The sequence below is a fragment of the Pantoea sp. SGAir0430 genome (assembly GCF_043549295.1).
The window spans coordinates 3,027,085-3,051,760 of sequence record NZ_CP039427.1; the positions used below are offsets into that span (position 1 = coordinate 3,027,085).

Consider the following 24,676-nt stretch of genomic DNA (forward strand, 5'->3'; position numbering starts at 1 on the left):
TTTGGTGCAGGCGCGACGTGCGCCTGCATGATTAACGCTTAGTCGCGTGCAGCGGTGGGCGGCACAATCGACGGCTGAGCGTGATGGGTGCGTTTCAGGAAACGGCTCTCCAGCAAATTCCACGAGGTGTAAGCCAGCGCCAGCGTCATCACAATTGTCAGCCCCAGGCCAGCAAACGCGTTGGCATCGAACACACCGAAATGCTGCAGCACCTGAATAATCGGCCAGTGATAGAGGTACATGCCGTAAGAGAGATCGCCGTACTGGCTGATTTTTATCTCTTTACACAGGCTGGTGCAGAACAGAATCACTACCGCCGAAAACGCCACCGGCTCAACGATAAACGCGTAATCCGTGCTCTTGAACAGCAGGAACACCACCAGCGACACAATGGTGATCTCTTTCAGACGGTCAAAGGTTGGCTGATGCACCGCCAGCAGGCTGCCAAAGAAGAAGTAGGACGACAGCGCAATAAACTGCTTGGCCAGCGTATCGGCTTTCGGCCCGCTGTACAGCGCGGTGAAGTAGAAGTACCAGGCGCAGGAGATAATAAAAATCACGCTCCACACTTTCAGCGGGCTTCGTTTCAGTAACGGCACGATAAAGGGCAGCAGCACGTAGAGTGTCAGCTCGGCTTTGATGGTCCACAGTGAACCATCCAGCGGCTGATTGGGGTTGTCGGTAAACACGCCCGGCAGCGACGGCTGAATAAAGTTAAGAAACGAGAAGTTGGCGACCAGATATTTAAGGGTTTCTTTATTTTTCAGGAAATCCATCAGCGGCAGGGTGGTAAGACACATGCCAATTACAAAACACATGATGATGGTGAAAATATAAGCCGGCAATATACGTTGCGCGCGCTTAATAAAATAGGACGTCAGCGATTTACTTCTTAAGTAACTTTTTGCAATAAGAAAACCACTTATTGCGAAAAATCCTTTGACGGCAAAATCACTATTGAGAAAATGCGCCAGGAAACGGATATCGGCGTTTCTCGTCACCTCAGCGGAATGCACCAGCATTACGATAAAGGCGAGGGAAAGTCGTACGATGTCAAAATTGTTTTTTTCGTTCATGTCAGCATTCTTTCATTGAGTGACGACGTGCCAGGAAAAGCCATGAAAGACTTTGCATGGTTGCTTCGGAATATTCTTATCACAGGTGTTCTGCGTGAGCAGATGCAATCTATTAGAATTTTAATCCACATAAAAAGCAAGCAATGTTCAGGACCAGTAAAATATTCGGATTTTCCCTGGATGACGATGAGAAAGGGCTTATTAATGAAAAAACGCTAACCAGTTGGCTAGCGTTATTTCTGGACCTAACGGAACAGCTGGAAGGTGCGTGACACCTCATAGCCGACAATCGACTGCTTGCTCGATACGGTGTTGTAGTAGAGATAGTACAGCACCATCAGAATGGTGACAGCCACGGCAAGCACCTTCTTCAGCTTCCGGGTTTCCCAGATACACAGCGAAATAAGCACCGGCTCAACCTGCAGCAAATAGTTCGCCAGACGACCACCAGAAGCGTAATCCTGTAGCGCCATCCTCAGGCCACTGCCGATGGCAAAAGTGATCACCAGAATGTAATAGGTATTAAACTTTTCCGGGTCGAAATTTTTAATTTTATCGCTCAGCAACATGTAGCTGAAGATAAAGACGAAGCCGATATTCTTCAGGTTCGACAGGGTCAGAATACCCTGTTCCTGGCGAGAATCGGCATCGGCATAGCCCATGGCCCTGTCGCCCAGCGCACCGAGGTGGCTGGAGAGCGCGGCGATCAGCGCCGAACTGCCGAGAAACGCCAGCGGCAGACTGGCGACCACGATGGCAATCGGGATGTATTTGTTTTTACGTACAATCATCGCCAGCGGAATCAGCAGCGCGACAATCGCGGTGGCGTGGCTGATAAACGACAGGATGAAGGTGGTGATCATGCCAGACTTGCTGCGCCGCGACATGTGCCAGACGAAGCCCATTAAAAACGCCGAACATAAACCGAAGCGAATCTGGTTCATGTCTTTGTTGATAAACAGGTGCGCAGAGTAGACGGCGAGGGCCACCAGCGGCAACGGTGTCAGCTTACGGAAGTAGTGCGCGTTGACACCAACAGCGATGACCGCGAAGACAAAGATGAAAATGTCCGGATTAGCGGTAAAGATGCGTGTCGCACCGGCAATGGCGTAAATGGCTGGTTCATAACGGAATTCCACGACCGCACGCCAGAAACCTTCGATAATAATTTTATCGATAAACTGGGCATAGAAGTCGCGATACTGGAAGTCATCAAGGCCGGTTCCCAGGCCACGAATACCGCCAAAAGTAAAAAGTACTACAACGACAACAAAATAAAGCCACGTCCTGATTTGCGCTGTGTTTTCATTTTTACTTAACATGATTTCGACAATAGCGACGAAAGTCAGGCTAAGACTTATGATCCAGTAAATTCCCATGGTCACAGATTCTTATAGTTTAAAATTCACTTATAACATACGGCCTTGTTAACGTAAACATGAGAAAAGTCTAATTTTTCCTGGTCCGATATTATATTGAATAGGTTTTGCCATATTTATTTGCTACCGTTTCCACAGACATTTTTCGATGAGTATGTTTTTTTCATTATCTCGCGGGGAGCCGGAGCGTCACTGAGCGATTTTATCCGTTCAGTTTGACTTTTGTTGCTGTTTTTATTCAGGATTTGGAGCCAGTGCGATGAGAGGGTTGCGGATATTTAGCCTGTTTTTTTTACTGTATCTTCCGGCCGCGTTTGCCAATAAGGAAATTCCGATCTGGCCAAATGAAGTGTCAGCAAATAATAAATTTATTAATTTTAGTAAAAACCCGGCCATTAATAACCGGGCTGTTACCCACGTCGATGCGCCACAAATGATTTATGTTCCGGCAACAGGAAAAAATAATCATGCGGCGGTGCTAATCATTCCCGGTGGGGGTTTTTCTTATATTATGAAAGATCTTGAAGGGCTGGATGTGGCCAATGTGCTCAGCCAGCAGGGCTATGCTTCATTTGTGTTAATTTATCGTCTGCCACACGACGGTTCAGCGCAGTATCGCCAGCAGGCTTTTGCCGATACCCAGCGAGCGCTGCGGCTGATTCGGGCCAATGCGCAGCAGTACCAGGTAGCGCCTGACCGCATTGGCGTGATGGGCTTTTCCGCCGGTGCCTTTCTCGCCGCTAATCTGAGCAACACTCCCGATGAAGCTAACTATCAGGCCGTCGATGCGCAGGATAAGGTGTCGGCGCGCCCGGATTTCAGCGCCCTCATCTATCCGGTGCTGTCGCTGAAACAGGGCGTGACCCACCCAGGCACGCGCGCTGCGCTGTACGGTAAAGATCTCAGTGCCCAACAAATGGCACAGCTTTCGCAGGAAGACCGCGTCAGCGCACACACGCCGCCGACTTTTCTGGTACAGGCGCTGAACGACGGTACCGCCTCACCGCAAAACGCGCTGGGCATGTTCAGCGCACTGCGGCAGAACAAGGTTAACGTGGAGCTGCACCTGTTCCAGCAGGGCGGTCATGGCTTTGGCACCGGCCAGAAGCAACATCTGCCAGTGCAAAACTGGCTCACCCTGTTCCACGCCTGGCAAAGCAGCCTGGTGAAGCGGTAAGCGCCGCGGTAACGCAGATGCCGCAGAGGAAACGGAATTCCTCCCTGGGCAGTTATACGGTGTCTGCCAGCTCACCGTCGGTTAGCCTGGCAAGGATTTGATGATAACTGCTGCACGGCAACTTACCGATCAACACACGGTTATGGTTACCGGCCTGAGCGAGAGGGTGAGCGCTACGTCAAACGGCTGTGTCTCGATAACTCTTTGCAGACGATTTATGAGGCTTCCATTTGATTGCGATGCACGAAAGCAAATAAATCACTCATGGTTTTGCAGTGCAGTTTATCCATTAACCGGCTTTTATAAGTGCTGACGGTTTTATTACTGACGCCCATCCGCGCTGCGATGCGCATATTATTCAGGCCCTTAATGATGTGATGAAAAACCTGAAACTCCTGTGGTGACAATGATTCAATCATTTTTTTCTCCGCCTGCGTGCTTTCCTGCTCCATTTGCTGCATAAAACCGCCCAGCGGGAAATAACCATAACCACGTTGTGTCGCCTGAATAGCACTGGCGATCTCTGGCATATCGGTTTTTTTACTGACAAAGCCATTGGCACCGCTGCGCAGGCTCTGCACAGCATACACGTTTTCATTTTTCCCGGAGATAACAATGATTTTTCCTGGAAAACTCTGATCGCGCAACGACTTAACCACTTCAATTCCGTCCAGCGACGGCAGGTCGATATCAATGATGACGATATCCGGCTGCTGCTGCTGAATCAGCGTTACCGCTTCCCGGCCATCGGCGCTTTCGGCCAGCACCGTATGTCCATTTTGTTCCAGCAAATAACGAACGGCCATCCGCGCGATCGGATGGTCATCAACCACAACGACCTGAGCCATAGTTAACCTTTTCCTGATGAGTGAATGACAGGTCAAACTTTAGCCGCTCGTTGAATTATATATATTGCGTATGATCAAGAACAATAAAATAATTGTTTGTAGTCTATGTCCTACAAGATTAAATTAATTATAAAAGGGAAATGGTTATTCCGCCTGGAGGAGTTATCTTTCCTGGTGGGAAATAAATATTCCCTTTCTTTCACTCAGTTCATTAATTAATTAACTGATGCCCAATCGCCTTTTCACCGTAATTTCTTTTACTGTGGCGGTCTGCCTTTTCCCATTTGGCAGCCTGATTAACGCGGATGCCTGGTCAGGGCGCCATCAACCCTCAGCCGGGATAAATTGTTGCCGCCAGCATGGTTTGCTACAGTAGCGGGAATTTCAGAGGAAACGTCCATGCCACGCGATAACCGCCTGTCCCGCTCGCTGCACGCGCTCATTCATCTTGATCGTCACGTTAAACGCGCTACTTCCGATGCCATGGCAAAAATGCTCGGCACCAACCCGGTGGTGGTGCGTCGCATGATGTCAGGGCTGCGTGAAAAGGGGTATCTGGTGTCGGAAAAGGGGCACGGCGGCGGCTGGGAGCTGCGCGCGGACCTGCGCGATATCACGCTGCTGGATGTGTACCAGGCCATCGGCTCACCGGCGCTGTTCAGCATTGGCCCGGCGGCCGATCCTTCGCCCTGCCTGGTGGAACATGCGGTAGACGCCCGGCTCGACCAGGCGCTGGGTGAAGCCGAAGCGTTACTGCTGCAGCGCTTTAGCCAGATTACCGTGGCGGACATCGCCGAAGATTACCTGCAAAAAATGGCCAGCCTCGGGCTGGATCCGCACACCTTTCCGCGCTGCAGCGACTAACCCGCGCGGCCGTTAATCCTGCTTCTGCAATTTGATCTGCGCGTCATGCTTCATCACATGCGTGGTGACGGCGGCCTGAAACACTTTAAACATCATACCGCTGACAAACGTGGTCAGCGTCAGCGTAATGAAGGCTGTCATGATCCAGTCGACCAGCGGCCAACCGCTGTTCAGCAGCGTTGGGTGATAAATCAGCATCGCGGCAAACACCACCCAATGGCTCAGGCAATAGAAACAGTGAAACAGATGACCGAGCAAGGCGTGTTTGCGTGCGGTCCAGGCGCGCAAACCGGCAAACAGTTCGGTCTGCGTCATGGTCATCGCGATGCTGGCTGAGGCCAGCGCAATCGCCAGGCACACACCCGTGTCAGAGAGTAAAAAGGCATGCATAGATTTTCTCCTTTGTGACGATCCGCGCAGCGGAAAGAACGGCTGCTTATTTATCATGTAACTTACAATATTACATGATGTGTACTGGCGCAACAGCGTGTTATCCCCGCCGGAGTAGTGACAAGTAAATTGGCGAGTTATCGCTATTTATTGGCTTTATACGCAAACACAGCCAGTCGTCCTGTTTTTACAATGTCGCAGATTGAGTCGCACCACGGCATCAGGAGGAGAGGATGGATATTCACGCAGCCTTTATGCATCAGCTGATGATGTGGATAGAGGCGAATATCGAACAAAAGCTCATGCTGGAGACGGTCGCACAGCGGGCCGGTTATTCGCAGTGGCATTTGCAGCGGCTGTTCCGCAGCTACACTGGCGTGGCGCTGGGAGCCTATATCCGTGAACGTAAGCTAACGGCTTCCGTCATCACCCTGCTCAGCAGTAATACGTCGCTGATGCAGATTGCGCTGCAGTTTGGCTTCGATTCACAGCAAACCTACTGCCGCACCTTTCGGCGCATGTTTGACCTGCCGCCGGGCGCGTTTCGCCGCAAATACCGGCACAGCCTGCCACCGATTGACGGTCCGGCTAGCCTGCTGATGCTGCATTCGCAGAGTCGGCTGGCGTCGTAAAGTATTTGCCTGGCGTTGAGCCGAAGGCGGCGCGAAACGCGCTGATATAGCTGCTGACGCTGTCGAAACCCACCTGCCAGGCAACCTGCTGCACGCTGTGGCCTGCCGCCAGCCCTTCCAGCGATTTCAGCAGGCGCGATACCTGACGATATTTACTCAGGCTCATGCCAACCGCGCTGGACCAGTGGCGACTCAGGCTGCGCGCGCTCAGACCAGCCCACTGCGCCAGCTCCGGTCCGGTGCGGGTATCTGTCGGATCGTCCATCAGCAGGCGTGCAATCTGCCGCAGTCGCGGCTCTTCCGGCAACGGCAGCGTGAGTTCCTGCGGCGTGGATTCGTACAGTTCATCAAGAAACACCTGACCCAACCGGGCATAGCGCGCGCTGCTCCACAGTTCAGGCTCCAGCACCGCCAGCCGTTCTGCCAGCGGTTCCAGCACGGTCGGACAGGAGAGCAAGACCGGACGATCCGGCAGCGGCGCGGCCAGCGCTTCGTCAATCAGTACCGTCCAGCCCAGCACGCGCCCCGGCCCGACAAGGGCATGGTCAAACCACGGCGGAATCCAGCCGACCAGCCGCGGCGGATTAGCAAAAATGCCCGACGAGGTTTTCACCGTCATCAATCCCTGGCGCAGACAAAACAGCTGACCGGCGGCATGACGATGCGTGCGTCGCTCGCGATCCAGCTCCTTCGACAGTGACACGGCAATGACTTTGGGCGCATCCGGTCGCATCAGCCGCTGGCGCAGCTCTTCCTTACGCGGATCGCCAGAGAACGGAAGGTTGTCGGATGGATGGATGAGCATGGCTGGGCCTGAGTGGTGAGTGGCGGAAGATCACAGGAGTCGAACCTGCCCGGGACCGCTGGCGGCCCCAACCGGATTTGAAATCCGGCCGCCTCACCGGAGACGACGATCTTCCTTTGAAGATGCCGCGCAGTATAGCGGCAATTGGCGGCAAAATCTTGATCGCAGCGGGGCGTTATTGCACCTTCTCGCCGTGATGCTGCCGATACTCCTTTGGCGTAGTGGCGTAGCTTTTTTTAAACACCGAATAGAAGTACTGCAGGGAAGGATAGCCGCACATCTGCGAAATTTCATTAATATTCAATGAAGAGCAGGCCAGCAGTTCACGCGCTTTTTCCAGCTTTTCGCGGTGAATCATGGCGTGAATGGTATCGCCGGTCTCATCGCGAAAACGCTTTTCCAGATTGGAGCGCGACATGCCAATCGCATCCAGCACCTGTTCGACCTTGATGCCTTTACAGGCGTTAAAGCGGATGTAATGCATCGCCTGAATCACCGCCGGATCGCGCAGCGAGCGAAAATCGGTAGAGCGGCGGGCAATGACTTTTACCGGCGGCACCAGAATGCGTTGCAGCGGCAGCGTTTGCCGATCGAGCAGGCGATGCAACAGCTTGGCGGCCTGATAACCCATCTGGCGCGTGCCCTGGGCTACCGAAGAGAGCGCCACGCGGGACAGATAGCGCGTCAGCTCTTCGTTATCGATACCGATTACGCTGAGCTTCTCCGGCACCGGAATTTTCAGGTGTTCACAGGCCTGCAGCAAATGACGCGCACGCGCGTCGGTCACCGCGATAATGCCGGTCTGCGGCGGTAGCGTTTGCAGCCAGTCGGCGAGGCGGTTTTGCGCGTGCTGCCAGTTTTCCGGCGCGGTTTCCATCCCCTGATACACCACGCCCTGATAGCGCTCGCGCATCACCAGCTGGCGAAACGCCTGCTCGCGCTCCTGCGCCCAGCGTTTGCCGCTGGCGGCGGGCAGGCCGTAAAACGCAAAGCGATGAATGCCTTTCTCTTTCAGGTGCAGAAAGGCACTCTCCACCAGCGCAGCGTTGTCGGTGGCGATGTAGTGCACCGGCGGATAATCCTGCTGCCGGTGATAAGAGCCACCAACGCCGACAATCGGCACCGGCACATTGCTGAGCAGGCTCTCGATTGAGCTGTCGTCGTAATCCGCAATGACGCCGTCGCCCAGCCATTCGCGGATATTGTCGATGCGGCAGCGGAAATCCTCTTCAATGAAGATATCCCAGTCGGTTTGCGAAGCCTGCAGATACTCGCCGACCCCTTCCACCACCTGGCGGTCATACACTTTGTTGGCGTTAAACAGCAGCGTAATACGGTAACGTTTTTCGTGCATCGTGGCGCGCTCCCTTAAACCTGTTGCGCATTGCATAGCACGGCGGAAAAGGCAGCAGAAATTGTTTGCGCCACATTGTGATCGCCCACGCGATTACACCCGGCGGCGCGTGGCCGTATCCATCCACACCGCCAGCAGTAAAATCGCCCCTTTAACGATGTACTGCCAGAAGGTCGGCACGTCCATCATGCTCATGCCGTTATCCAGAGACGCCATGATGAAGGCGCCCATCACCGCGCCGGCCACCGAACCGACGCCGCCCGCCAGGCTGGTGCCGCCAATCACGCAGGCAGCGATGGCGTCCAGTTCGGCAATATTGCCCGCCGAGGGCGAGCCAGCACCAAGACGTGAGCTGAGGATCAGGCCGGCGATAGCCACCATGACGCCGTTGATGGCGAACACCGCCAGCTTGGTGCGCGCCACGTTGATACCCGACAGGCGCGCCGCATCAATGTTACCGCCGATGGCGTAAATCCGTCGTCCGAAGGCGGTGCGCGTGGCCATAAACATGCCGCCGAGCAGCAGCAGTGCCAGCAGCAGGACCGGTGTCGGCACGCCGCGGTAATCGTTCAGTAACCAGATGGCACCCAGCACCAGAACAGCGGTAATCGCCTGGCGTGCCACCGTGCCGCTGGCAGCTGGTTGTGATAACCCCAGCTGCTGGCGACGCAGCCGCAGCCGCCATTGCCAGAGAATAAACAGTGCCAGACCGGCGAAGCCGAAGCCAAAGCCAACGCCGCCCGGCAAATAGCTTTGCCCGATCTGCGACATTGCTGGCGTCGTTGGCGCAACGGTGGTGCCATCGGTAATACCAACCAGAATGCCGCGAAACGCCAGCATGCCCGCCAGCGTGACGATGAACGAAGGCACTTTACGGTACGCGACCCACCAGCCATTCCAGGTGCCCAATAACAGGCCAAGCACCAGCGTTACCACGATGGTCAGCGGCAGCGGCCAGCCGAGCCAGACGTCAAAGATGGCCGCGGCACCGCCCAGCAGGCCCATCATCGAACCGACGGAAAGGTCGATCTCCGCCGAGATAATGACAAACACCATGCCCACCGCGAGGATGCCGGTGATGGCGGTCTGGCGCAGCAGGTTAGAGACGTTGCGTGGGCTAAGCCAGGCACCGTCGGTGGTCCAGGTGAAGAACAGAGCGATAAGCACAATCGCTCCCAGCATCACCAGCACCTGCAGATTGAAGCGCGGAAACTTGCCCGGCGCTGGCTTGCCCGGGGTACCGGGCAGGCTCTGGCTACTTTCAGTTTTAAGCATAATGTTCGCTCCGCAGGGCAGCTTCCATGACCTGCTCCTGAGTCAGGTTGTCGTTAATCAGATCGGCTTTGATTTGCCCTTCGTGCATCACCAATACGCGGTCACTCAGACCCAGCACTTCAGGCAGTTCGGAGGAGATAACAATCACCGCGATGCCCTGCTGCACCAGCGCGTTAATCAGCAGATAGATCTCCTGGCGAGCGCCGACGTCGATGCCGCGCGTCGGTTCGTCCAGAATCAAAATGCGCGGATTGAGCAGCAGGCATTTGGCGAGGATCGCTTTTTGCTGATTACCACCGCTGAGGCGGCCAATCGCCAGCTCGGGTGAGGAGGTTTTGACACGCAGACGGCGGATAGCATCATTGATCGCCTGCTGCTCCTGTGCTTCATCCAGCGTGGAGAAGCGATGGCTGTATTGATCCAGCGCGGCCAGCGTGATGTTTTTCCCCACGCCCATCAGTGGCACGATGCCATCTTTTTTCCGGTCCTCCGGCACCATGGCGATGCCGTGCGCAATCGCGGCCCGGCAATCGTCGATCTTCACCTGGTGGCCATCAATCCAGATTTCGCCCTGCCAGCGACCGGGCCAGACACCAAACAGGCACTGGACCGTTTCGGTGCGTCCTGCACCCACCAGCCCGGCAATACCGAGAATTTCGCCGCGCTTCAGGCTGAACGACACATTATTGACGCGGCGCACGTGGCGGTTGACCGGATGCCAGGCGGTGAGGTTTTCCACTTTCAGTACCGTTTCGCCGATCTCGTGTGGCTGGTGCGGATAGAGTGCGGTGAGTTCGCGGCCCACCATCATCGTGATGATGTCATCTTCACTCAGCCCGGCCGCTGGCCGTGTGGCGATGTGCTGGCCATCGCGAATCACACAGATGGTATCCGAAATTGCTTTGACCTCATTAAGCTTGTGGGAGATGTAGATGCAGGCAATACCGTGCTCGCGCAGGTTAGTGATAATCCCAAGCAGCACTTCGGTTTCCTGTTCGGTGAGCGACGAGGTCGGCTCATCAAGGATCAGCAATCGCACCTGCTTATTCAGCGCCCGCGCGATCTCTACCAGCTGCTGCTGGCCGAGGCCGAGCTCGCCAACTTTAGTGGCAGGCGAAACGTTAAGTTTGACCCGCTCCAGCAGCTGCTGGCAGCGCAGCGTCATGGTTTCATCATCGACCATACCGAAGCGACCGAGCTCGGCACCGAGGAATATGTTCTCCATGACCGTAAGCTGCCGCACCAGCGCCAGTTCCTGATGAATAATCACAATGCCTTTGCGCTCGGTGTCGCGGATGGTTTGTGCCTCGATGCGATCGCCGGCAAAGCGAATTTCGCCGTCAAATTCGCCGTGCGGGTAAAGCCCGCACAGCACTTTCATCAGCGTCGATTTGCCCGAGCCGTTCTCACCGCACAGCGACATGACTTCACCGGCTTCGAGCCGCAGGCTGACGGCATCCAGCGCTTTCACCGCGCCGAAGCGCTTGGTGATGTTGTTCATTTCCAGCAGCATCGATCTGCTCCTTCGCGTTTCAGGCGCTTAGAGTTCGCTCTGTTTGTGGAAGCCGTCTTTCACCACGGTGCTTTCAATGTTGTCTTTGTTGACCGGAATCGGCTTCAGCAGGCGCGACGGGACATCTTTCAGGCCATTATTCAGCTTGCTGTTGCTGGCGGGGGTTTTGCCATCGCCCAGTTCCACCGCAATTTTTGCCGCTTCGGTGGCAAGTTCGGTGATGGGTTTGTATACCGTCATGGTTTGCGTGCCGTTCATGATGCGTTTGATGGCGGCGAGATCGGCATCCTGACCGGAAATGGCGACTTTGCCCGCCAGTCCCTGCGCGCTTAGCGCCTGAATGGCCCCACCGGCGGTGGCATCGTTGGAGGCAACGACGGCATCAATGTGGTTGCTGTTAGCGGTCAGCGCGTTTTCCATGATTTTCAGCGCATTTTCTGGCAGCCAGGCATCAACCCACTGATCGCCCACCACTTTGATGCTGCCGTTATCGATGTAAGGTTTTAACACTTTCATCTGGCCGGCACGGAACAGACGCGCGTTATTATCCACCGGCGATCCGCCCATCAAAAAGTAGTTCCCTTTAGGTACCTGTTTAACCAGACTTTCAGCCTGCAGTTCGCCGACTTTTTCATTATCAAACGAGATATAAAAATCGATGTCGGCATTATTAATCATGCGGTCATAAGCGAGGACTTTTATGCCTTCGCGTTTCGCTTCAGCCACCACATTACTCAATACCTGACCGTTATAAGGAATGATGACCAGCACATCGACACCGCGGTTGATCATATTTTCAATCTGTGAGATTTGCGTCTCTTCATTGCCGTTGGCCGACTGGACAAATACTTTGGCCCCAGACTTTTCCGCCTGGCTGACAAAAATGTCCCGGTCTTTCTGCCAGCGTTCCAGACGTAAATCATCGATCGCCATACCGATTTTCACTTCTTTCGCCAGCCCGGCGTGGCTGAACAGGGCCAGTGCAGCGCTGAGGGCTAACAGCGTGTGTCTCATTTTCATCATGGTCATCCTGTAGGTTGAGGCTATTGTCGTTGTAAGGCTATGAACCAGGGCGGATGAATTGTTGCCCCGCGACGTGAACAACATCAATTACTGATTTTTATCCTGCTATTACGTTTTTTTGTTTATTTGTGATTCTTTGAGCGCGATCGAAATTTTACGCGGCCATCTGTTAAATCTTGCAGCGGCGCTGCGCGCCGGCACGCGATGTAATTAAATACATGGATTTGCGAGCTGCCGCACAAATAATAATTATCTTAAGTTCAGTGTGAAATATCGTAATTGAGCTGAACGGTTACGCCTCCGCAAAATAACGCTTCACTGCTGACCATTCGGGTCTGATGCTAAGGAGCACAACATGCACGCTTATTTCGACCAGCTTGAGCGCGTTGGTTATGAAGGGGCCAATACCACTAACGCACTGGCGTTTCGTCATTACAATCCGCAGGAAGTGATTCTGGGTAAAACCATGGCGGAACACCTGCGTTTTGCCGCCTGTTACTGGCACACGTTCTGCTGGAACGGGGCGGATATGTTCGGCGTGGGTGCCTTTGATCGCCCGTGGCAGAAAAATGGCGATGCGCTGCAGCTGGCGAAGCTCAAGGCAGATGTCGCGTTCGAGTTCTTTTACAAACTCAACGTGCCTTATTACTGCTTCCATGATGTCGATGTGTCACCGGAAGGTGATTCGCTGCGCAGCTACCAGGAAAACCTGGCGGTAATGACAGATAAGCTGCTGGAAAAACAGCAGGAAACCGGCGTCAGATTGCTGTGGGGCACCGCGAACTGCTTTACGCATCCCCGCTATGCGGCCGGCGCGGCGACCAGCCCGGATCCGGAAATTTTCGCCTGGGCAGCCAGCCAGGTGTGCAGCGCGATGCAGGCGACGCAGACGCTGGGCGGTGAAAACTATGTGCTGTGGGGCGGACGCGAAGGGTACGAAACGCTGCTGAATACCGATTTGCGGCAGGAGCGCGAGCAGATCGGGCGCTTCATGCAGATGGTGGTAGAGCACAAGCATAAAATCGGTTTCCAGGGGATGCTGCTGATTGAGCCGAAGCCGCAGGAGCCGACTAAACACCAGTACGACTTTGATGTCGCGACGGTCTACGGTTTCCTCCGGCAGTTTGGCCTGGAAAAAGAGATCAAAGTGAATGTGGAAGCCAACCATGCCACGCTGGCGGGTCACTCTTTCCATCATGAAATTGCGACGGCGATTGCACTGGGCATCTTCGGTTCGGTCGATGCCAACCGCGGTGACAGCCAGTGCGGCTGGGATACCGATCAGTTCCCGAACAGCGTCGAAGAAAACGCGCTGGTGATGTACGAAATCCTCAAAGCGGGCGGGTTCACCACCGGCGGCTTAAACTTTGATGCCAAAGTACGGCGCCAGAGCACCGACAAATACGATCTGTTTTATGGCCACATCGGCGCGATGGATACCATGGCGCTGGCGCTGAAAGTGGCGGCGCGTATGGTGAGCGATGGCGAGCTGGATAAGCGCGTGGCGCAGCGCTATAGCGGCTGGAATGGTGAGTTCGGCCAGCAAATTCTGAAAGGTGAGTTTTCTCTTGCCTCGCTGGCGGCGCATGCTCAGCAGCAGCAACTCAATCCGCAGCATCGCAGCGGACGCCAGGAGCAGCTGGAAAATCTGGTGAATCACTATCTGTATAATTTCTAATCCATCGGGAGCGAAGCATGGTTATCGGGATCGATTTAGGCACCTCCGGCGTTAAAGTGGCGCTGCTGGATGCGCACGGCCAGGTTCAGGCAACGGCCAGCGCGCCGCTGCAGGTGACGCGTCCGCAGCCGCTATGGAGCGAACAGGATCCCGAAAGCTGGTGGCAGGCCACCGATAGTGCCATGCAGGCGCTGGCGCAGCAGCACGATTTACGCCACGTCAGCGCCATCGGCTTTAGCGGCCAGATGCACGGCGCGACGCTGCTGGACGCCGCGCATCAGGTGCTGCGTCCGGCGATATTGTGGAACGACGGGCGCAGTAGCGCGCAGTGCCACGAGCTGGAGCAGCGCGTACCGTCGTCGCGTCAGATTACCGGCAACCTGATGATGCCGGGTTTTACCGCGCCCAAATTGTTGTGGGTGCAGCAGCATGAACCGGCGATATTTGCGCAGGTAGCAAAAGTGCTGCTGCCGAAAGATTATCTGCGCTGGCGGATGAGCGGCGATTTCGCCACCGATATGTCAGATGCGGCGGGAACGATGTGGCTGGATGTGGCACAGCGCGACTGGAGCGATGCAATGCTGGCGGCGTGCGGACTGAACCGCAGCCACATGCCGCAGCTGTTTGAAGGCAACCAGATTACCGGCACGCTGCTGCCGGAAATTGCGGCGCGCTGGGGGATGGAGCCGGTGCCGCTGGTGGCCGGCGGCGGCGACAATGCGGCTGGCGCTGTGGGCGTTGGCATGGTTGAGCCAGGACAGGGCATGCTGTCGCTCGGCACCTCCGGCGTCTATTTTCTGGTGAGCGAAGGCTATCTCAGCAATCCGCAACGCGCCGTGCACAGTTTCTGTCATGCGCTGCCGCAGCGCTGGCATCTGATGTCGGTGATGCTGAGTGCCGCCGCCTGTCTGGACTGGGCCGCTGCGCTGACCGGCTGCGATGATGTGCCGCACCTGCTGGCCGAAGCTGAACGCGCCAGCGCGCAGGCCACGCCGGTGTGGTTTTTGCCTTATCTTTCCGGCGAGCGCACGCCGCACAATAATCCGCAGGCACAGGGGGCTTTCTTTGGCCTGACGCACCAGCACGGCCGGCCGGAACTGGCGCGCGCGGTGCTGGAAGGTGTGGGCTTTGCGCTGGCGGAAGGCATGGATGCGGTGCATGAGTGTGGCGTACTGCCCAACGCGGTGATGCTGATTGGCGGCGGTGCGCGCAGCGCGTACTGGCGGCAGATGCTGGCGGACATCAGTGGACTGACGCTGGATTATTGTCACGGCGGCGAGGTGGGGCCGGCGCTCGGTGCCGCACGTCTGGCGCAGCTGGCGGTGGACCCGGCCAGCGAATGGCCGGCACCGGCGTTAGTGCAGCGCCATCAGCCGGACGCCGCGCAGCATCAGGCCTATCAGCCGCGCCGTGCGCGCTTTGCGCAGCTATATCAGCAGCTGTTACCACTGATGTCCTGATTTGGCTGACGCATGGCCGGATGAGGTCGCAAGGCGTGAACAGAGTCGGGTATGATGGGAAGAATCGATGAAGATACGTGGCCGGATTTGGCTGCGCATCTTCGCCCATCGTTACCCTTCATCGCCTGAGGAACCCACCATGCCGCAGCCCGTCTATTTTCTTGTCCTGCCGGGCGTCATGGCGCTCGACCTCACCGGGCCGGCAGAGACGCTGCAGCTGGCGGGCGGACATTTTGCGCTGCACTACATCGGCCCACAGGCGAGCGTCACCTGCTCGACCGGCATGACCATTGCTGATATTGCACCGCTGCCCGCCACGCTACCCGATAACAGTCTGCTGATTGTGCCCGGCGTGTTCGATTCCCGCATCTGGTTCGATACCGGGGCAGCCGGGCAGGCGCGTGACTGGCTGCGCCAGCAACACGGCGCGATTCATACGCGGCGCATTACCCTCGTGTGTATTTGCTCCGGCGCGCTGCTCTCCGCGCAGGCTGGTCTGCTGGATGGCGTACAGTGCACCACGCACCATGATGTGTTGCCGCGCCTGAAAGCTGCCGCGCCGGCTGCGCTGGTGAAAGACAACCGCGTGTTTGTGGAAGATGCCGGCATCTGGACCAGCGCGGGGATTACTGCCGGTATCGATCTGGCGCTGCACCTGATCAACCGTCTGTGCGGCGCGCGGCAGGCGCTAACGGTGGCGCGGGAGATGGTGGTGTGGTTCCGCCGCTCGGGTGACGATCCGCAACTGTCGCCGTGGCTGCGTTATCGTAATCATCTGCATCCGGCGATACATCGCGCGCAGGACGCGATGATTGCACATCCGGAACATGACTGGTCGCTGAGCGCGCTGGCCGAACGCGCCCACGTCAGCGAGCGCCATCTGACGCGCCTGTTTCGCCAGCATTTGGGTATCAGCGTGCGGGAATACCACGAGCAGCTGCGGCTGGTGATTGCGCGCCAGCGCCAGCAGCAGGGGGAAGCGGCGGAAAAAGCGGCGCTGGCCGCCGGCTTCTCCTCGGCACGCCAGCTGCGCCGCGCCCGGCAGCGCTGGGACGATCAGCTCACCAGATGATGCTTGTCCACGCGTTTCAGCAGCATCGCCAGCAGCAGGCTGCCCAGCAGGGTTACGCCAAAGACCCACGGCAGATCCAGCCACGGCCGCGACATATCGTCGTAATGATGGGTACGCAGATAGTGAATGAACAGCGCATGGAAACCATAAATCGGCAGCGAATAGCGTGAAATGGTTGCCAGCAGCGGCAGCGGCCGGTGGTTCAGCACATTTTTAAACAGCACCAGCAGGCTTATCGCCGCGATAAAAACCAGTGGGCCACAGTAAAGATACCAGGTGTCATTAAACGCGCCGTTAATCTTCAGCATTTGTCTGGTGCCAAGTGCGATACCGATGACGCAGGCGATAAAACTCAGCCCGGCCAGCCAGCTAATGCCGCGCCTGTCGGTATCCATCACGCCAATTGCCCGTCCAAGCAGCGCGTACAGCAGGTAGTAAATCGAGTCGCCGCTGACATACAGATTGACCGGCAGCCAGTGGAACGGCCCCAGCGACTGGCTGACGGTGTTCGGATTGGCGATTACCGCGAGGATCAGCACCAGCAGCGCCACATAGCGCGGCGGCACGTTTTTCACCTGAATCAGCGGAGACAGCAGGTAGATGCCGATAATGGCGAAGAAGAACCACAGATGGTAGAACACCGGCTTCTGCAACAGCTTCAGCAGCGATCGGCCTTCGCTGATCGGCGTCAGCCAGGTGATGTAGGCCAGCGCGACGGCGCTGTAGAACAGCAGGCACAGCACAATGCGCAGCAGATGGCGGCCCTGTGCGCTGCGTTCGCCAAAGAACAGATAACCGGAAATCATGAAGAACAGCGGCACGCAGACGCGCGAAGCCGAGTTAAGCAGATTGGCGACGTCCCAGCTGGGTCCGGTGACTGCCATCGGTCCGGTAATGTACCAGGTGGTGGTGTGAATGACGATCACCATCAGACAGGCGACCGCGCGTAAGTTATCAATCCAGCAGATTTTTTGCGACATGGCTTCCTCGTGCGTACTCCGTGCGAAGAAGGGTAGCCAGTGCACAGCGGGCCAACAACCCCCGCAGCCTGGATTTCGGAGCTCTCTGTTAACCGCCGCATAACCGCACCCGCCTGCGCCAGGATTTCCGGCTGCACAATGCGCGGTCAAAGGGTATACTGTCGCACTCTTTTTAAATCCACCCGTATCGCGTGCGAATTCAACATGCAAAAGTTTGATACCAAGACCTTTCAGGGCCTGATCCTGACCTTGCAGGATTACTGGGCGCGTCAGGGCTGCACCATCGTCCAGCCGCTGGACATGGAAGTGGGCGCTGGCACTTCTCACCCTATGACTTGCCTGCGTGCTCTCGGGCCAGAGCCGATGGCGAGCGCCTACGTGCAGCCATCGCGTCGTCCCACCGATGGCCGCTACGGTGAAAACCCGAACCGTTTACAGCACTACTACCAGTTCCAGGTGGTGATTAAGCCGAACCCGGACAACCTTCAGGAGCTGTACCTCGGATCGCTGAAAGAGCTCGGTATCGACCCTGGCGTGCATGACATTCGCTTCGTCGAAGATAACTGGGAAAACCCAACGCTGGGCGCCTGGGGACTCGGCTGGGAAGTGTGGCTGAACGGCATGGAAGTCACGCAGTTCACCTACTTCCAGCAGGTCGGCGGCCTGGAGTGTAAGCCGGTGACCGGCGAGATCACCTATGGTCTGGAGCGCCTGGCGATGTACATCCAGGGCGTGGACAGCGTGTACGATCTCACCTGGAGCGACGGCGCGTTCGGCAAAACCACCTACGGTGACGTGTTCCACCAGAACGAAGTGGAGCAGTCGACCTACAACTTTGAGTACGCCGACGTCGATTTCCTGTTCAGCTGCTTCGAGCAGTATGAAAAAGAGGCACAGCAGCTGCTGGCGCTGGAAAAACCGCTGCCGCTGCCGGCCTATGAGCGCATTCTCAAAGCCGCGCACAGCTTCAACCTGCTTGATGCGCGCAAAGCGATCTCGGTAACCGAGCGCCAGCGCTATATCCTGCGTATTCGCACCCTGACGAAAGCCGTGGCGGAAGCCTATTATGCCTCCCGCGAGGCGCTCGGCTTCCCTATGTGCAACCGTAATAAGTAAGAGGCAGCCATGACCGATAAAACTTTCCTGGTGGAAATTGGCACCGAAGAGTTGCCTCCGAAAGCCCTGCGCAGCCTGGCAGAAGCCTTTGCTGCGCACTTTACCGCTGAGCTCGACAGCGCCGGTCTGGCGCATGGCGACGTCAGCTGGTTTGCGGCACCGCGTCGTCTGGCGCTGAAGGTGGCACAGTTGGCGGCCGCGCAGCCCGATCGCGAAGTAGAAAAGCGCGGCCCGGCCGTCGCTGCGGCGTTTGATGCCGAAGGCAAGCCGACTAAAGCGGCAGAAGGCTGGGCACGTGGCAACGGCATTACCGTAGAGCAGGCTGAGCGTCTCAGCACTGACAAAGGCGAGTGGCTGGTGCATCGTGCTGCGGTAAAAGGCGAAAGCGCGCAGGCGCTGCTGCCGGCGATGGTCGCGACCGCGCTGAGCAAGCTGCCGATTCCAAAACTGATGCGCTGGGGTGCCAGCGACGTGCAGTTCGTGCGTCCGGTGCACACCGTGACGCTGCTGCTGGGTGATGAGCTGATTCCGGCCACCATCCTCGGTATTCAGTCCGATCGCGTTATTCGCGGCCACCGCTTCATGGGCGAGCCGGAGTTGACGCTGGACAACGCCGATCAGTATCCGCAGCTGCTGCAGGAGCGCGGTAAAGTGATCGCCGATTACGCCACGCGTAAAGCCAAAATCAAAGCCGATGCCGAAGCCGCCGCGCAGCAGCTGGGCGGTAAAGCCGACCTGAGCGACAGCCTGCTGGAAGAGGTGGCTTCGCTGGTGGAGTGGCCGGTGGTGCTGACGGCGAAGTTTGAAGAGAAGTTCCTCGCGGTACCGGCTGAAGCGCTGGTGTACACCATGAAAGGGGATCAGAAGTACTTCCCGGTTTACGCGGAAGATGGCCAGCTGCTGCCCAACTTCATCTTCGTCACCAACATTGAATCGCGCGATCCGCAGCAGATCATTGCCGGTAATGAAAAAGTGGTGCGTCCGCGTCTGGCCGATGCCGAGTTCTTCTTCAACACCGACCGTAAAAAGCGTCTGGAAGATAACCTGCCGCGTCTGGAAACCGTGCTGTTCCAGAAAGAGCTGGGTACGCTGCGTGACAAAACCGACCGTATTCAGGCGCTGGCCGGCTGGATTGCCGCGCAGATTGGAGCTGATGTCAATCACGCCACGCGCGCTGGTCTGCTGTCGAAGTGCGACCTGATGACCAATATGGTGTTCGAGTTCACCGACACCCAGGGTGTGATGGGCATGCACTACGCGCGCCACGATGGCGAAGCGGAAGATGTGGCGGTCGCACTTAACGAGCAGTACCAGCCGCGTTTCGCCGGTGACGATCTGCCGTCCAGCCCGGTGGCCTGTGCTGTGGCGATTGCCGACAAAATGGATACCCTGGCCGGTATCTTCGGCATCGGACAGCATCCGAAAGGCGATAAAGACCCGTTTGCGCTGCGTCGTGCCGCGCTGGGCGTGCTGCGTATCATCGTGGAGAAGAACCTGCCGCTCGATCTGCAAACCCTGACGGAAGAAGCGGTGCGCCTGTACGGCAGCAAGCTGAGCAACGCCAATGTGGTCGATGATGTCATCGACTTCATGCTGGGTCGTTTCCGCGCCTGGTATCAGGAAGAGGGCCACAGCGTTGACACCATTCAGGCGGTGCTGGCGCGTCGTCCAACCCGTCCGGCCGATTTCGATGCACGTATGAAGGCGGTTTCGCACTTCCGTACGCTGGAAGCGGCTTCGGCGCTGGCGGCGGCTAACAAGCGCGTGTCGAATATCCTGGCGAAAGCCACCGAAACCCTGAACGACAGCGTGCAGGCGTCCCTGCTGAAAGAGAACGCTGAAATTCAGCTGGCGACCTTTGTCACCGCGCTGGGCGACAAGCTGCAGCCGTACTTTGCGGAAGGCCGCTATCAGGATGCCCTGGTGGAGCTGGCACAGCTGCGCGAAGCGGTGGATAACTTCTTCGACAACGTCATGGTGAATGCCGATGACGAAGCGGTGCGTATCAATCGCCTGACGCTGCTGGCGCAACTGCGCGAGCTGTTCCTGCAGGTGGCGGACATTTCGCTGCTGCAGTAAGCGATGGGCAGAAGTGAACTGAAGGGACGAGCAATCGTCCCTTTTTTTGTTTCAGGCGGCAGAAGGGGTGAACAGGCGCGCGTCGCGCAGCAGGTGATCGTTACCGCGACGGCGGGTAAAGCCGCTGCGGTCAAAGAATTCCAGAATCTGCACCGCGACTTTGCGGCCGGTACCCAGCTGGTTGCGGAAGTCGGCGGCGCTGGTGCTGCCTCCGGCGGCTGCGCGCTGACGAATCAGATCGGCGAAGATCTGGATCTGCGCGCTGCGGTAGTAGCGATCGCGCACGATCGCCGTGATATGGCCGAGACGCGCCGCGGTGAGCAATAAACCGCGAATCTGCTCTTCATCCTGCTGCAGCGCATCGGCAATGTCGCGCACCCACAGCGGCTGGTCGCTGAACAGCGGCTCGACCTGCTGCCACAGCGTGGCTTCCTGCGGATTAAAGCGCGGCGCGAAGTCGGGCAGGTGCAGCCAGCCCTGTTTCTGCCGCAGCTCGCCTTGTGCCAGCATTTGGTCAATTAATCCCGGCACCAGCGGTGCCGGCGCATGCGGCAGCGCCACACGACGCAGGCGATCGTGGCCGATGCCCGGCAGCTCCGGGTGCTGCTGGTGAAAGGCGCTCAGCGCTTCCCGTAAACGCTGCTGCCAGGCGCTGGCCATGGTGTCGCTCATCAGGCTGGTCCCCAGCCGTACCGGATTCAGCGGCAGCAGCAGCGCGTCCAGCGCCGGCGCAGTAAGCTGGCGCGCCCAGCCGAGCTCGTCATACGCGGCCGGTTGATACGCCAGATGCGCCTGCAGGCTGGCGCTGTCATCGCGCGCCGCGGCCAGCTGCTGTAGCCACTGCAGATAGTCCGGCTGGCGTTTACCGCGCTTTTTGCTGTCGCACAGCAGTACGCGTCCGCCGCCCAGCGTGTGCTGCGCATTGCTGTCGCGGATAATTATCCGATCGTTTTCCGCCAGCCACAGCGGCTGGCTGAGCACCAGTTCAGCCACATCGTCCGTGAGCTGCGTTAAGCGGCCGGTGACGTGGCTGGCCGCGTGATGCAGATGCACCGGCTGTGAGGCCGTTTTCAGCGGTTGCAGCAGGCGCAGTGCAACGATCAGCCGCTGCGTGCCGGCGGGACGTGGCTGCGCCAGCAGCCAGTCGCCGCGCGTAATCTGTGCCTTCTCCACGTCACCGACGATATTCAGCGCGATGCGCTCGCCCGCCTGGGCGCGCGTCACTGGCTGGTTCTGCGCATGCAGCGCCCGCACGCGCAGCGGCAGGTTCAGGCTGCTGAGCCACAGCGTGTCGCCCACCCTGACTTCACCGCTCAGCGCGGTGCCGGTGACCACCAGCCCGGTGCCTTTCAGCGTGAAAGCGCGGTCGATGGCGAGCCGGAAACGGCGGCCAGGCTCAAACGCCGGTGCATACAGGCTGCTGAGGTGCTGGCGCAGCGTTTCAATGCCCTGCAGCGTATGGCTGCTGGTAACAAACTGCGCTGCCGCTGGCCAGCCGAGCTGCTGCGTGAGCTGTGCGACCTGCTGCTGCACCTCTGCGATGCGTGCGGCGTCAACGCGGTCGGCTTTGGTCAGCGCCACGCTCAGCGGCGGCTGTGCGGCGAGGCTCAGCAGCTGTAAATGCTCACGCGTCTGCGGCATCACGCCATCGTCACAGGCCACCACCAGCAGCGCATGATGGATGCCGCCGATGCCGGCCAGCATGTTGGCGAGAAATTTTTCATGGCCAGGCACATCAATGAAGCCCAGCGTGCGGCCATCGGGCTGCGGCCAGTAGGCATAACCGAGATCGATGGTCATGCCGCGCCGTTTCTCTTCCGGCAGGCGATCGGCATCAACACCGGTCAGGGCCTGCAACAGCGCAGTTTTACCGTGATCGACATGTCCGGCCGTGGCAATAATCATGGTACTAAGGTCCGTATCAGGGCGGCTTCGTCATCAAGGCAGCGTAAATCCAGCCACAGTTTGCCCTCCTGCAGGCGGCCAATCACCGGGCGTGCCAGCTGGCGCCAGCGCTGCGCCAGGGCGTTGAGCTGGCTGCCGTGACCGTCGCGTGGCGTGAAGGTGATAGCAAAGCTGGGCAGCCGTTCGACCGGCAGCGAACCGCTGCCAATTTGCGAGGAACAGGCGGCGATCGCCAGCGAAAAATCGGCGCTGAAGGCGTGCTCCAGCGCCGGCATCAGACGTTCGGCCTGTTGCAGAATATCGTGCGCGCTACGCGTCAGCAGGCGCAGTGTCGGCAGCGCCTCATGCAGGGTTTCCGGCTGACGGTAGAGCTGCAGTGTCGCTTCCAGCGCCGCCAGCGTCATTTTATCGACGCGCAGTGCGCGCTTCAGCGGATGCTGTTGCAGCTGGTCAATCAGCGCTTTTTTGCCGACGATAATCCCGGCCTGCGGGCCACCCAGTAGTTTGTCACCGGAGAAACTCACCAGGCTCACGCCGGCCGCAATCAGCTGCTGCGGCATCGGTTCAGGCGGCAATCCGTACGTCGTCATATCCACCAGCGAACCGCTGCCGAGATCGCTGATCACCGGCAGGCCGTGCGCGTCGCCTAACTGCACCAGCTCGGCTTCAGGCACGGCATGGGTAAAGCCCTGAATCTGGTAATTACTGGTATGTACCTTCATCAGCAGGCCGCTATCCCCGCCGATGGCGCCGCGATAATCCTTCAGATGGGTGCGATTGGTGGTGCCGACCTCCACCAATCGGCAGCCCGCCTGGCGCATCACGTCAGGGATACGGAATGCGCCGCCGATCTCCACCAGTTCGCCGCGAGACATAATCACGTCGCGGCCCGCTGCCAGGCTGGCCAGCATCAGCAGCACCGCAGCGGCGTTGTTATTGACGATACAGGCAGCTTCGGCGCCGGTTAGTTCGCACAGCAGTGCGCTGACTGCGCGATCGCGATGGCCGCGCGCCGCGTCGTCCAGCGCATACTCCAGCGTTACCGGCTGGCGCAAACAGGCGCTGACCGCCGCGATTGCGCGATCGCTGAGCTGCGCGCGCCCGAGATTGGTGTGCAGCACGGTGCCGGTCAGGTTAAACACCGGGCGCAGCGCGCTTTGCTGCTGCTGCTGCGCGCGGCGCAGCGCTTCATCCGGCCAGCTGGCGTGCCAGTGCGGTAACGATTGATGTTGCTGAATGTGGTCGCGCGCCTCCTGCTGCATGCCGCGAAGCTGGCGCGTGATAAAGGCGGTACCGGATTGTTCCAGCAGCGGCTGCAGCGCCGGATCGCGCAGCAGGCTGTCGATGGCAGGGAGCTGACTGTAGAGGGCTTTCATCACATCACTTAGTGGGTGGGCGGAACCGTACGGGCAAAGCTTTCCCGCTCGAACAGCGTTTCTGCCAGTTTAACCAGCGCCGGGCGATTGACGCACCAGTTGGGCAGCACGCGGCGAAAATTGAGATAGCCCAGGGTGCAGCCGGTGGCGATATCGGCGAGGTTGAGCGTGCCGCTGTTGAGCAACTCGCCCTGCGCGGCAGCGGTTTCCAGCGCGTCGAGGCCGCGCGCGATTTTCTCGCGATTACGCAGCAGCACCTCTTCCGATTGCCGATCGCCGGGACGCATCTGTTCGCGCACGATCATCACCGCCGCATCATTGATGCCGTCGGCCAGCTTCTCCAGCTGGCGGATCTGCAGGGCGCGCAGTGCGTCGTCGGGCAGCAGGGCAGGGGCATCGCCACGCAGTTCAATCACCTGAGCAATGATCGAGGAGTCAAACCAGGTCAGCTGCTGGTCATCAATGAAGGCCGGCACTTTACCCAGCGGATTGTACTGCGGGACGTGGCTGTCAGGCTCCCACGGAGAGTGGTTGACGAATTCAAACACCAGGCCCTTTTCCAGCAGGATCACTGAGATTTTGCGCACAAACGGGCTGGTATAGCTGCCAATCAGTTTCATCAGATGTCTCCGTTGCGATAAATGCCAGGCTCCACATTGTAGCGGCGCGATTTA

At 58.0% G+C, this 24,676-nt stretch carries 22 protein-coding genes and 1 tRNA gene; 9 read left to right on the forward strand and 14 right to left on the reverse strand.

The features are described from left to right. Window positions 1-38: 38 nt before the first annotated feature. On the reverse strand, window positions 39-1,076 hold the full coding sequence (locus E7738_RS14340; protein ID WP_021506880.1) for an acyltransferase family protein: 1,038 nt from the start codon (window positions 1,074-1,076) through the stop codon (window positions 39-41). Between E7738_RS14340 and E7738_RS14345 the strand changes: the two genes are divergently transcribed. Next, window positions 966-1,295: a hypothetical protein gene (locus tag E7738_RS14345; protein ID WP_166712405.1), complete on the forward strand. Its 330-nt coding sequence runs from the start codon at window positions 966-968 to the stop codon at window positions 1,293-1,295. The two genes, E7738_RS14340 and E7738_RS14345, sit on opposite strands and share 111 nt — an antisense overlap. A 26-nt stretch (window positions 1,296-1,321) precedes the next feature. Here the strand turns inward: E7738_RS14345 and E7738_RS14350 are convergent, their stop codons facing one another. Beyond that, a complete protein-coding gene (locus E7738_RS14350) occupies window positions 1,322-2,398 on the reverse strand; it encodes an EpsG family protein (RefSeq protein ID WP_394515735.1) in 1,077 nt (358 codons plus the stop codon). A gap of 490 nt (window positions 2,399-2,888) precedes the next feature. Between E7738_RS14350 and E7738_RS14355 the strand changes: the two genes are divergently transcribed. Next, window positions 2,889-3,632: an alpha/beta hydrolase gene (locus E7738_RS14355; RefSeq protein WP_309785754.1), complete on the forward strand. Its 744-nt coding sequence runs from the start codon at window positions 2,889-2,891 to the stop codon at window positions 3,630-3,632. A 215-nt stretch (window positions 3,633-3,847) separates the two neighbouring features. Here E7738_RS14355 and E7738_RS14360 read toward each other — a convergent pair whose 3' ends face one another. Next, window positions 3,848-4,480 carry a response regulator gene (locus E7738_RS14360; protein WP_021506876.1) on the reverse strand — a complete coding sequence of 211 codons (633 nt, stop codon included), beginning with the start codon at window positions 4,478-4,480 and terminating at the stop codon, window positions 3,848-3,850. Window positions 4,481-4,879: 399 nt separating this feature from the next. Here E7738_RS14360 and E7738_RS14365 point away from each other — a divergent pair, with 399 nt between their 5' ends. Beyond that, window positions 4,880-5,344: an RrF2 family transcriptional regulator gene (locus E7738_RS14365; protein WP_021506875.1), complete on the forward strand. Its 465-nt coding sequence runs from the start codon at window positions 4,880-4,882 to the stop codon at window positions 5,342-5,344. A 12-nt stretch (window positions 5,345-5,356) separates the two neighbouring features. On the opposite strand, the gene E7738_RS14370 is transcribed toward E7738_RS14365, so the two are convergent. After that, window positions 5,357-5,734 (reverse strand): hypothetical protein, encoded by a 378-nt coding sequence (locus E7738_RS14370; RefSeq protein WP_021506874.1) that lies wholly within the window; start codon window positions 5,732-5,734, stop codon window positions 5,357-5,359. A gap of 233 nt (window positions 5,735-5,967) precedes the next feature. Here E7738_RS14370 and E7738_RS14375 point away from each other — a divergent pair, with 233 nt between their 5' ends. Beyond that, on the forward strand, window positions 5,968-6,366 hold the full coding sequence (locus E7738_RS14375; protein ID WP_021506873.1) for a helix-turn-helix domain-containing protein: 399 nt from the start codon (window positions 5,968-5,970) through the stop codon (window positions 6,364-6,366). Here the strand turns inward: E7738_RS14375 and E7738_RS14380 are convergent. The 6 genes from E7738_RS14380 to xylF all read right to left on the reverse strand — a co-directional run bounded on the left by E7738_RS14380 (window position 6,323) and on the right by xylF (window position 12,333). Continuing rightward, window positions 6,323-7,171: an AraC family transcriptional regulator gene (locus E7738_RS14380; protein ID WP_394515736.1), complete on the reverse strand. Its 849-nt coding sequence runs from the start codon at window positions 7,169-7,171 to the stop codon at window positions 6,323-6,325. The two genes, E7738_RS14375 and E7738_RS14380, sit on opposite strands and share 44 nt — an antisense overlap. A gap of 20 nt (window positions 7,172-7,191) precedes the next feature. Beyond that, a tRNA-Sec gene (locus E7738_RS14385) sits at window positions 7,192-7,286 on the reverse strand. A 60-nt stretch (window positions 7,287-7,346) separates the two neighbouring features. Then, the gene (xylR, locus tag E7738_RS14390; RefSeq protein ID WP_021506871.1) at window positions 7,347-8,525 is read right to left on the reverse strand and encodes a D-xylose utilization transcriptional activator XylR; all 1,179 of its coding nucleotides are present in this window, start codon (window positions 8,523-8,525) and stop codon (window positions 7,347-7,349) included. A 93-nt stretch (window positions 8,526-8,618) separates the two neighbouring features. Beyond that, complete coding sequence (xylH, locus tag E7738_RS14395) at window positions 8,619-9,800, reverse strand: xylose ABC transporter permease XylH (RefSeq protein ID WP_021506870.1); 1,182 nt, start codon at window positions 9,798-9,800, stop codon at window positions 8,619-8,621. Beyond that, on the reverse strand, window positions 9,793-11,313 hold the full coding sequence (locus E7738_RS14400; RefSeq protein WP_021506869.1) for a xylose ABC transporter ATP-binding protein: 1,521 nt from the start codon (window positions 11,311-11,313) through the stop codon (window positions 9,793-9,795). The genes xylH and E7738_RS14400 overlap by 8 nt, the downstream gene beginning before the upstream one ends. Before the next feature lie 27 nt (window positions 11,314-11,340). Further along, window positions 11,341-12,333, reverse strand: coding sequence for a D-xylose ABC transporter substrate-binding protein (gene xylF, locus E7738_RS14405; protein WP_021506868.1), 993 nt, complete (start codon window positions 12,331-12,333; stop codon window positions 11,341-11,343). A gap of 358 nt (window positions 12,334-12,691) precedes the next feature. Between xylF and xylA the strand changes: the two genes are divergently transcribed. The 3 genes from xylA (at window position 12,692) to E7738_RS14420 (ending at window position 16,546) form a co-directional block, all read left to right on the forward strand. Next, the gene (gene xylA / locus E7738_RS14410; RefSeq protein ID WP_058775593.1) at window positions 12,692-14,014 is read left to right on the forward strand and encodes a xylose isomerase; all 1,323 of its coding nucleotides are present in this window, start codon (window positions 12,692-12,694) and stop codon (window positions 14,012-14,014) included. Window positions 14,015-14,031: 17 nt separating this feature from the next. Then, window positions 14,032-15,474, forward strand: a complete 1,443-nt coding sequence (xylB, locus tag E7738_RS14415) for a xylulokinase (protein WP_215786916.1) — start codon at window positions 14,032-14,034, stop codon at window positions 15,472-15,474. Between the two features lie 139 nt (window positions 15,475-15,613). Continuing rightward, the gene (locus E7738_RS14420) at window positions 15,614-16,546 is read left to right on the forward strand and encodes a GlxA family transcriptional regulator (RefSeq protein ID WP_260642156.1); all 933 of its coding nucleotides are present in this window, start codon (window positions 15,614-15,616) and stop codon (window positions 16,544-16,546) included. On the opposite strand, the gene E7738_RS14425 is transcribed toward E7738_RS14420, so the two are convergent. Next, window positions 16,531-17,526: an acyltransferase gene (locus tag E7738_RS14425; protein ID WP_058775591.1), complete on the reverse strand. Its 996-nt coding sequence runs from the start codon at window positions 17,524-17,526 to the stop codon at window positions 16,531-16,533. The two genes, E7738_RS14420 and E7738_RS14425, sit on opposite strands and share 16 nt — an antisense overlap. Before the next feature lie 204 nt (window positions 17,527-17,730). Here E7738_RS14425 and glyQ point away from each other — a divergent pair, with 204 nt between their 5' ends. Both glyQ and glyS read left to right on the forward strand, forming a co-directional pair. Beyond that, a complete protein-coding gene (gene glyQ, locus E7738_RS14430) occupies window positions 17,731-18,642 on the forward strand; it encodes a glycine--tRNA ligase subunit alpha (protein ID WP_021506863.1) in 912 nt (303 codons plus the stop codon). A 9-nt stretch (window positions 18,643-18,651) separates the two neighbouring features. Further along, complete coding sequence (gene glyS / locus E7738_RS14435; RefSeq protein WP_058781907.1) at window positions 18,652-20,721, forward strand: glycine--tRNA ligase subunit beta; 2,070 nt, start codon at window positions 18,652-18,654, stop codon at window positions 20,719-20,721. Between the two features lie 51 nt (window positions 20,722-20,772). Here glyS and selB read toward each other — a convergent pair whose 3' ends face one another. Genes selB through E7738_RS14450 form a run of 3 tightly spaced genes read right to left on the reverse strand, consistent with a single transcriptional unit; the run spans window position 20,773 to window position 24,622 of the window. Then, window positions 20,773-22,626: a selenocysteine-specific translation elongation factor gene (gene selB / locus E7738_RS14440; RefSeq protein ID WP_394515737.1), complete on the reverse strand. Its 1,854-nt coding sequence runs from the start codon at window positions 22,624-22,626 to the stop codon at window positions 20,773-20,775. After that, window positions 22,623-24,002 carry an L-seryl-tRNA(Sec) selenium transferase gene (gene selA, locus E7738_RS14445; RefSeq protein WP_241798569.1) on the reverse strand — a complete coding sequence of 460 codons (1,380 nt, stop codon included), beginning with the start codon at window positions 24,000-24,002 and terminating at the stop codon, window positions 22,623-22,625. Before selA ends, selB begins: the two co-directional genes overlap by 4 nt. Window positions 24,003-24,010: 8 nt before the next feature. Continuing rightward, entirely contained in the window at window positions 24,011-24,622 is a 612-nt protein-coding gene (locus tag E7738_RS14450) for a glutathione S-transferase (protein ID WP_021506859.1), read from the reverse strand. Window positions 24,623-24,676 lie beyond the last annotated feature (54 nt).

Excerpts from the sequence above, each read along its gene's own strand:
- E7738_RS14345 (WP_166712405.1), top strand. The coding sequence starts at position 966 with ATGCGCCAGGAAACGGATATCGGCGTTTCTCGTCACCTCAGCGGAATG.
- E7738_RS14340 (WP_021506880.1), bottom strand. The coding sequence starts at position 1,076 with ATGAACGAAAAAAACAATTTTGACATCGTACGACTTTCCCTCGCCTTT.
- E7738_RS14350 (WP_394515735.1), bottom strand. The coding sequence starts at position 2,398 with ATGTTAAGTAAAAATGAAAACACAGCGCAAATCAGGACGTGGCTTTAT.
- E7738_RS14355 (WP_309785754.1), top strand. The coding sequence starts at position 2,889 with ATGATTTATGTTCCGGCAACAGGAAAAAATAATCATGCGGCGGTGCTA.
- E7738_RS14360 (WP_021506876.1), bottom strand. The coding sequence starts at position 4,480 with ATGGCTCAGGTCGTTGTGGTTGATGACCATCCGATCGCGCGGATGGCC.
- E7738_RS14365 (WP_021506875.1), top strand. The coding sequence starts at position 4,880 with ATGCCACGCGATAACCGCCTGTCCCGCTCGCTGCACGCGCTCATTCAT.
- E7738_RS14370 (WP_021506874.1), bottom strand. The coding sequence starts at position 5,734 with ATGCATGCCTTTTTACTCTCTGACACGGGTGTGTGCCTGGCGATTGCG.
- E7738_RS14375 (WP_021506873.1), top strand. The coding sequence starts at position 5,968 with ATGGATATTCACGCAGCCTTTATGCATCAGCTGATGATGTGGATAGAG.
- E7738_RS14380 (WP_394515736.1), bottom strand. The coding sequence starts at position 7,171 with ATGCTCATCCATCCATCCGACAACCTTCCGTTCTCTGGCGATCCGCGT.
- xylR (WP_021506871.1), bottom strand. The coding sequence starts at position 8,525 with ATGCACGAAAAACGTTACCGTATTACGCTGCTGTTTAACGCCAACAAA.
- xylH (WP_021506870.1), bottom strand. The coding sequence starts at position 9,800 with ATGCTTAAAACTGAAAGTAGCCAGAGCCTGCCCGGTACCCCGGGCAAG.
- E7738_RS14400 (WP_021506869.1), bottom strand. The coding sequence starts at position 11,313 with ATGCTGCTGGAAATGAACAACATCACCAAGCGCTTCGGCGCGGTGAAA.
- xylF (WP_021506868.1), bottom strand. The coding sequence starts at position 12,333 with ATGAAAATGAGACACACGCTGTTAGCCCTCAGCGCTGCACTGGCCCTG.
- xylA (WP_058775593.1), top strand. The coding sequence starts at position 12,692 with ATGCACGCTTATTTCGACCAGCTTGAGCGCGTTGGTTATGAAGGGGCC.
- xylB (WP_215786916.1), top strand. The coding sequence starts at position 14,032 with ATGGTTATCGGGATCGATTTAGGCACCTCCGGCGTTAAAGTGGCGCTG.
- E7738_RS14420 (WP_260642156.1), top strand. The coding sequence starts at position 15,614 with ATGCCGCAGCCCGTCTATTTTCTTGTCCTGCCGGGCGTCATGGCGCTC.
- E7738_RS14425 (WP_058775591.1), bottom strand. The coding sequence starts at position 17,526 with ATGTCGCAAAAAATCTGCTGGATTGATAACTTACGCGCGGTCGCCTGT.
- glyQ (WP_021506863.1), top strand. The coding sequence starts at position 17,731 with ATGCAAAAGTTTGATACCAAGACCTTTCAGGGCCTGATCCTGACCTTG.
- glyS (WP_058781907.1), top strand. The coding sequence starts at position 18,652 with ATGACCGATAAAACTTTCCTGGTGGAAATTGGCACCGAAGAGTTGCCT.
- selB (WP_394515737.1), bottom strand. The coding sequence starts at position 22,626 with ATGATTATTGCCACGGCCGGACATGTCGATCACGGTAAAACTGCGCTG.
- selA (WP_241798569.1), bottom strand. The coding sequence starts at position 24,002 with ATGAAAGCCCTCTACAGTCAGCTCCCTGCCATCGACAGCCTGCTGCGC.
- E7738_RS14450 (WP_021506859.1), bottom strand. The coding sequence starts at position 24,622 with ATGAAACTGATTGGCAGCTATACCAGCCCGTTTGTGCGCAAAATCTCA.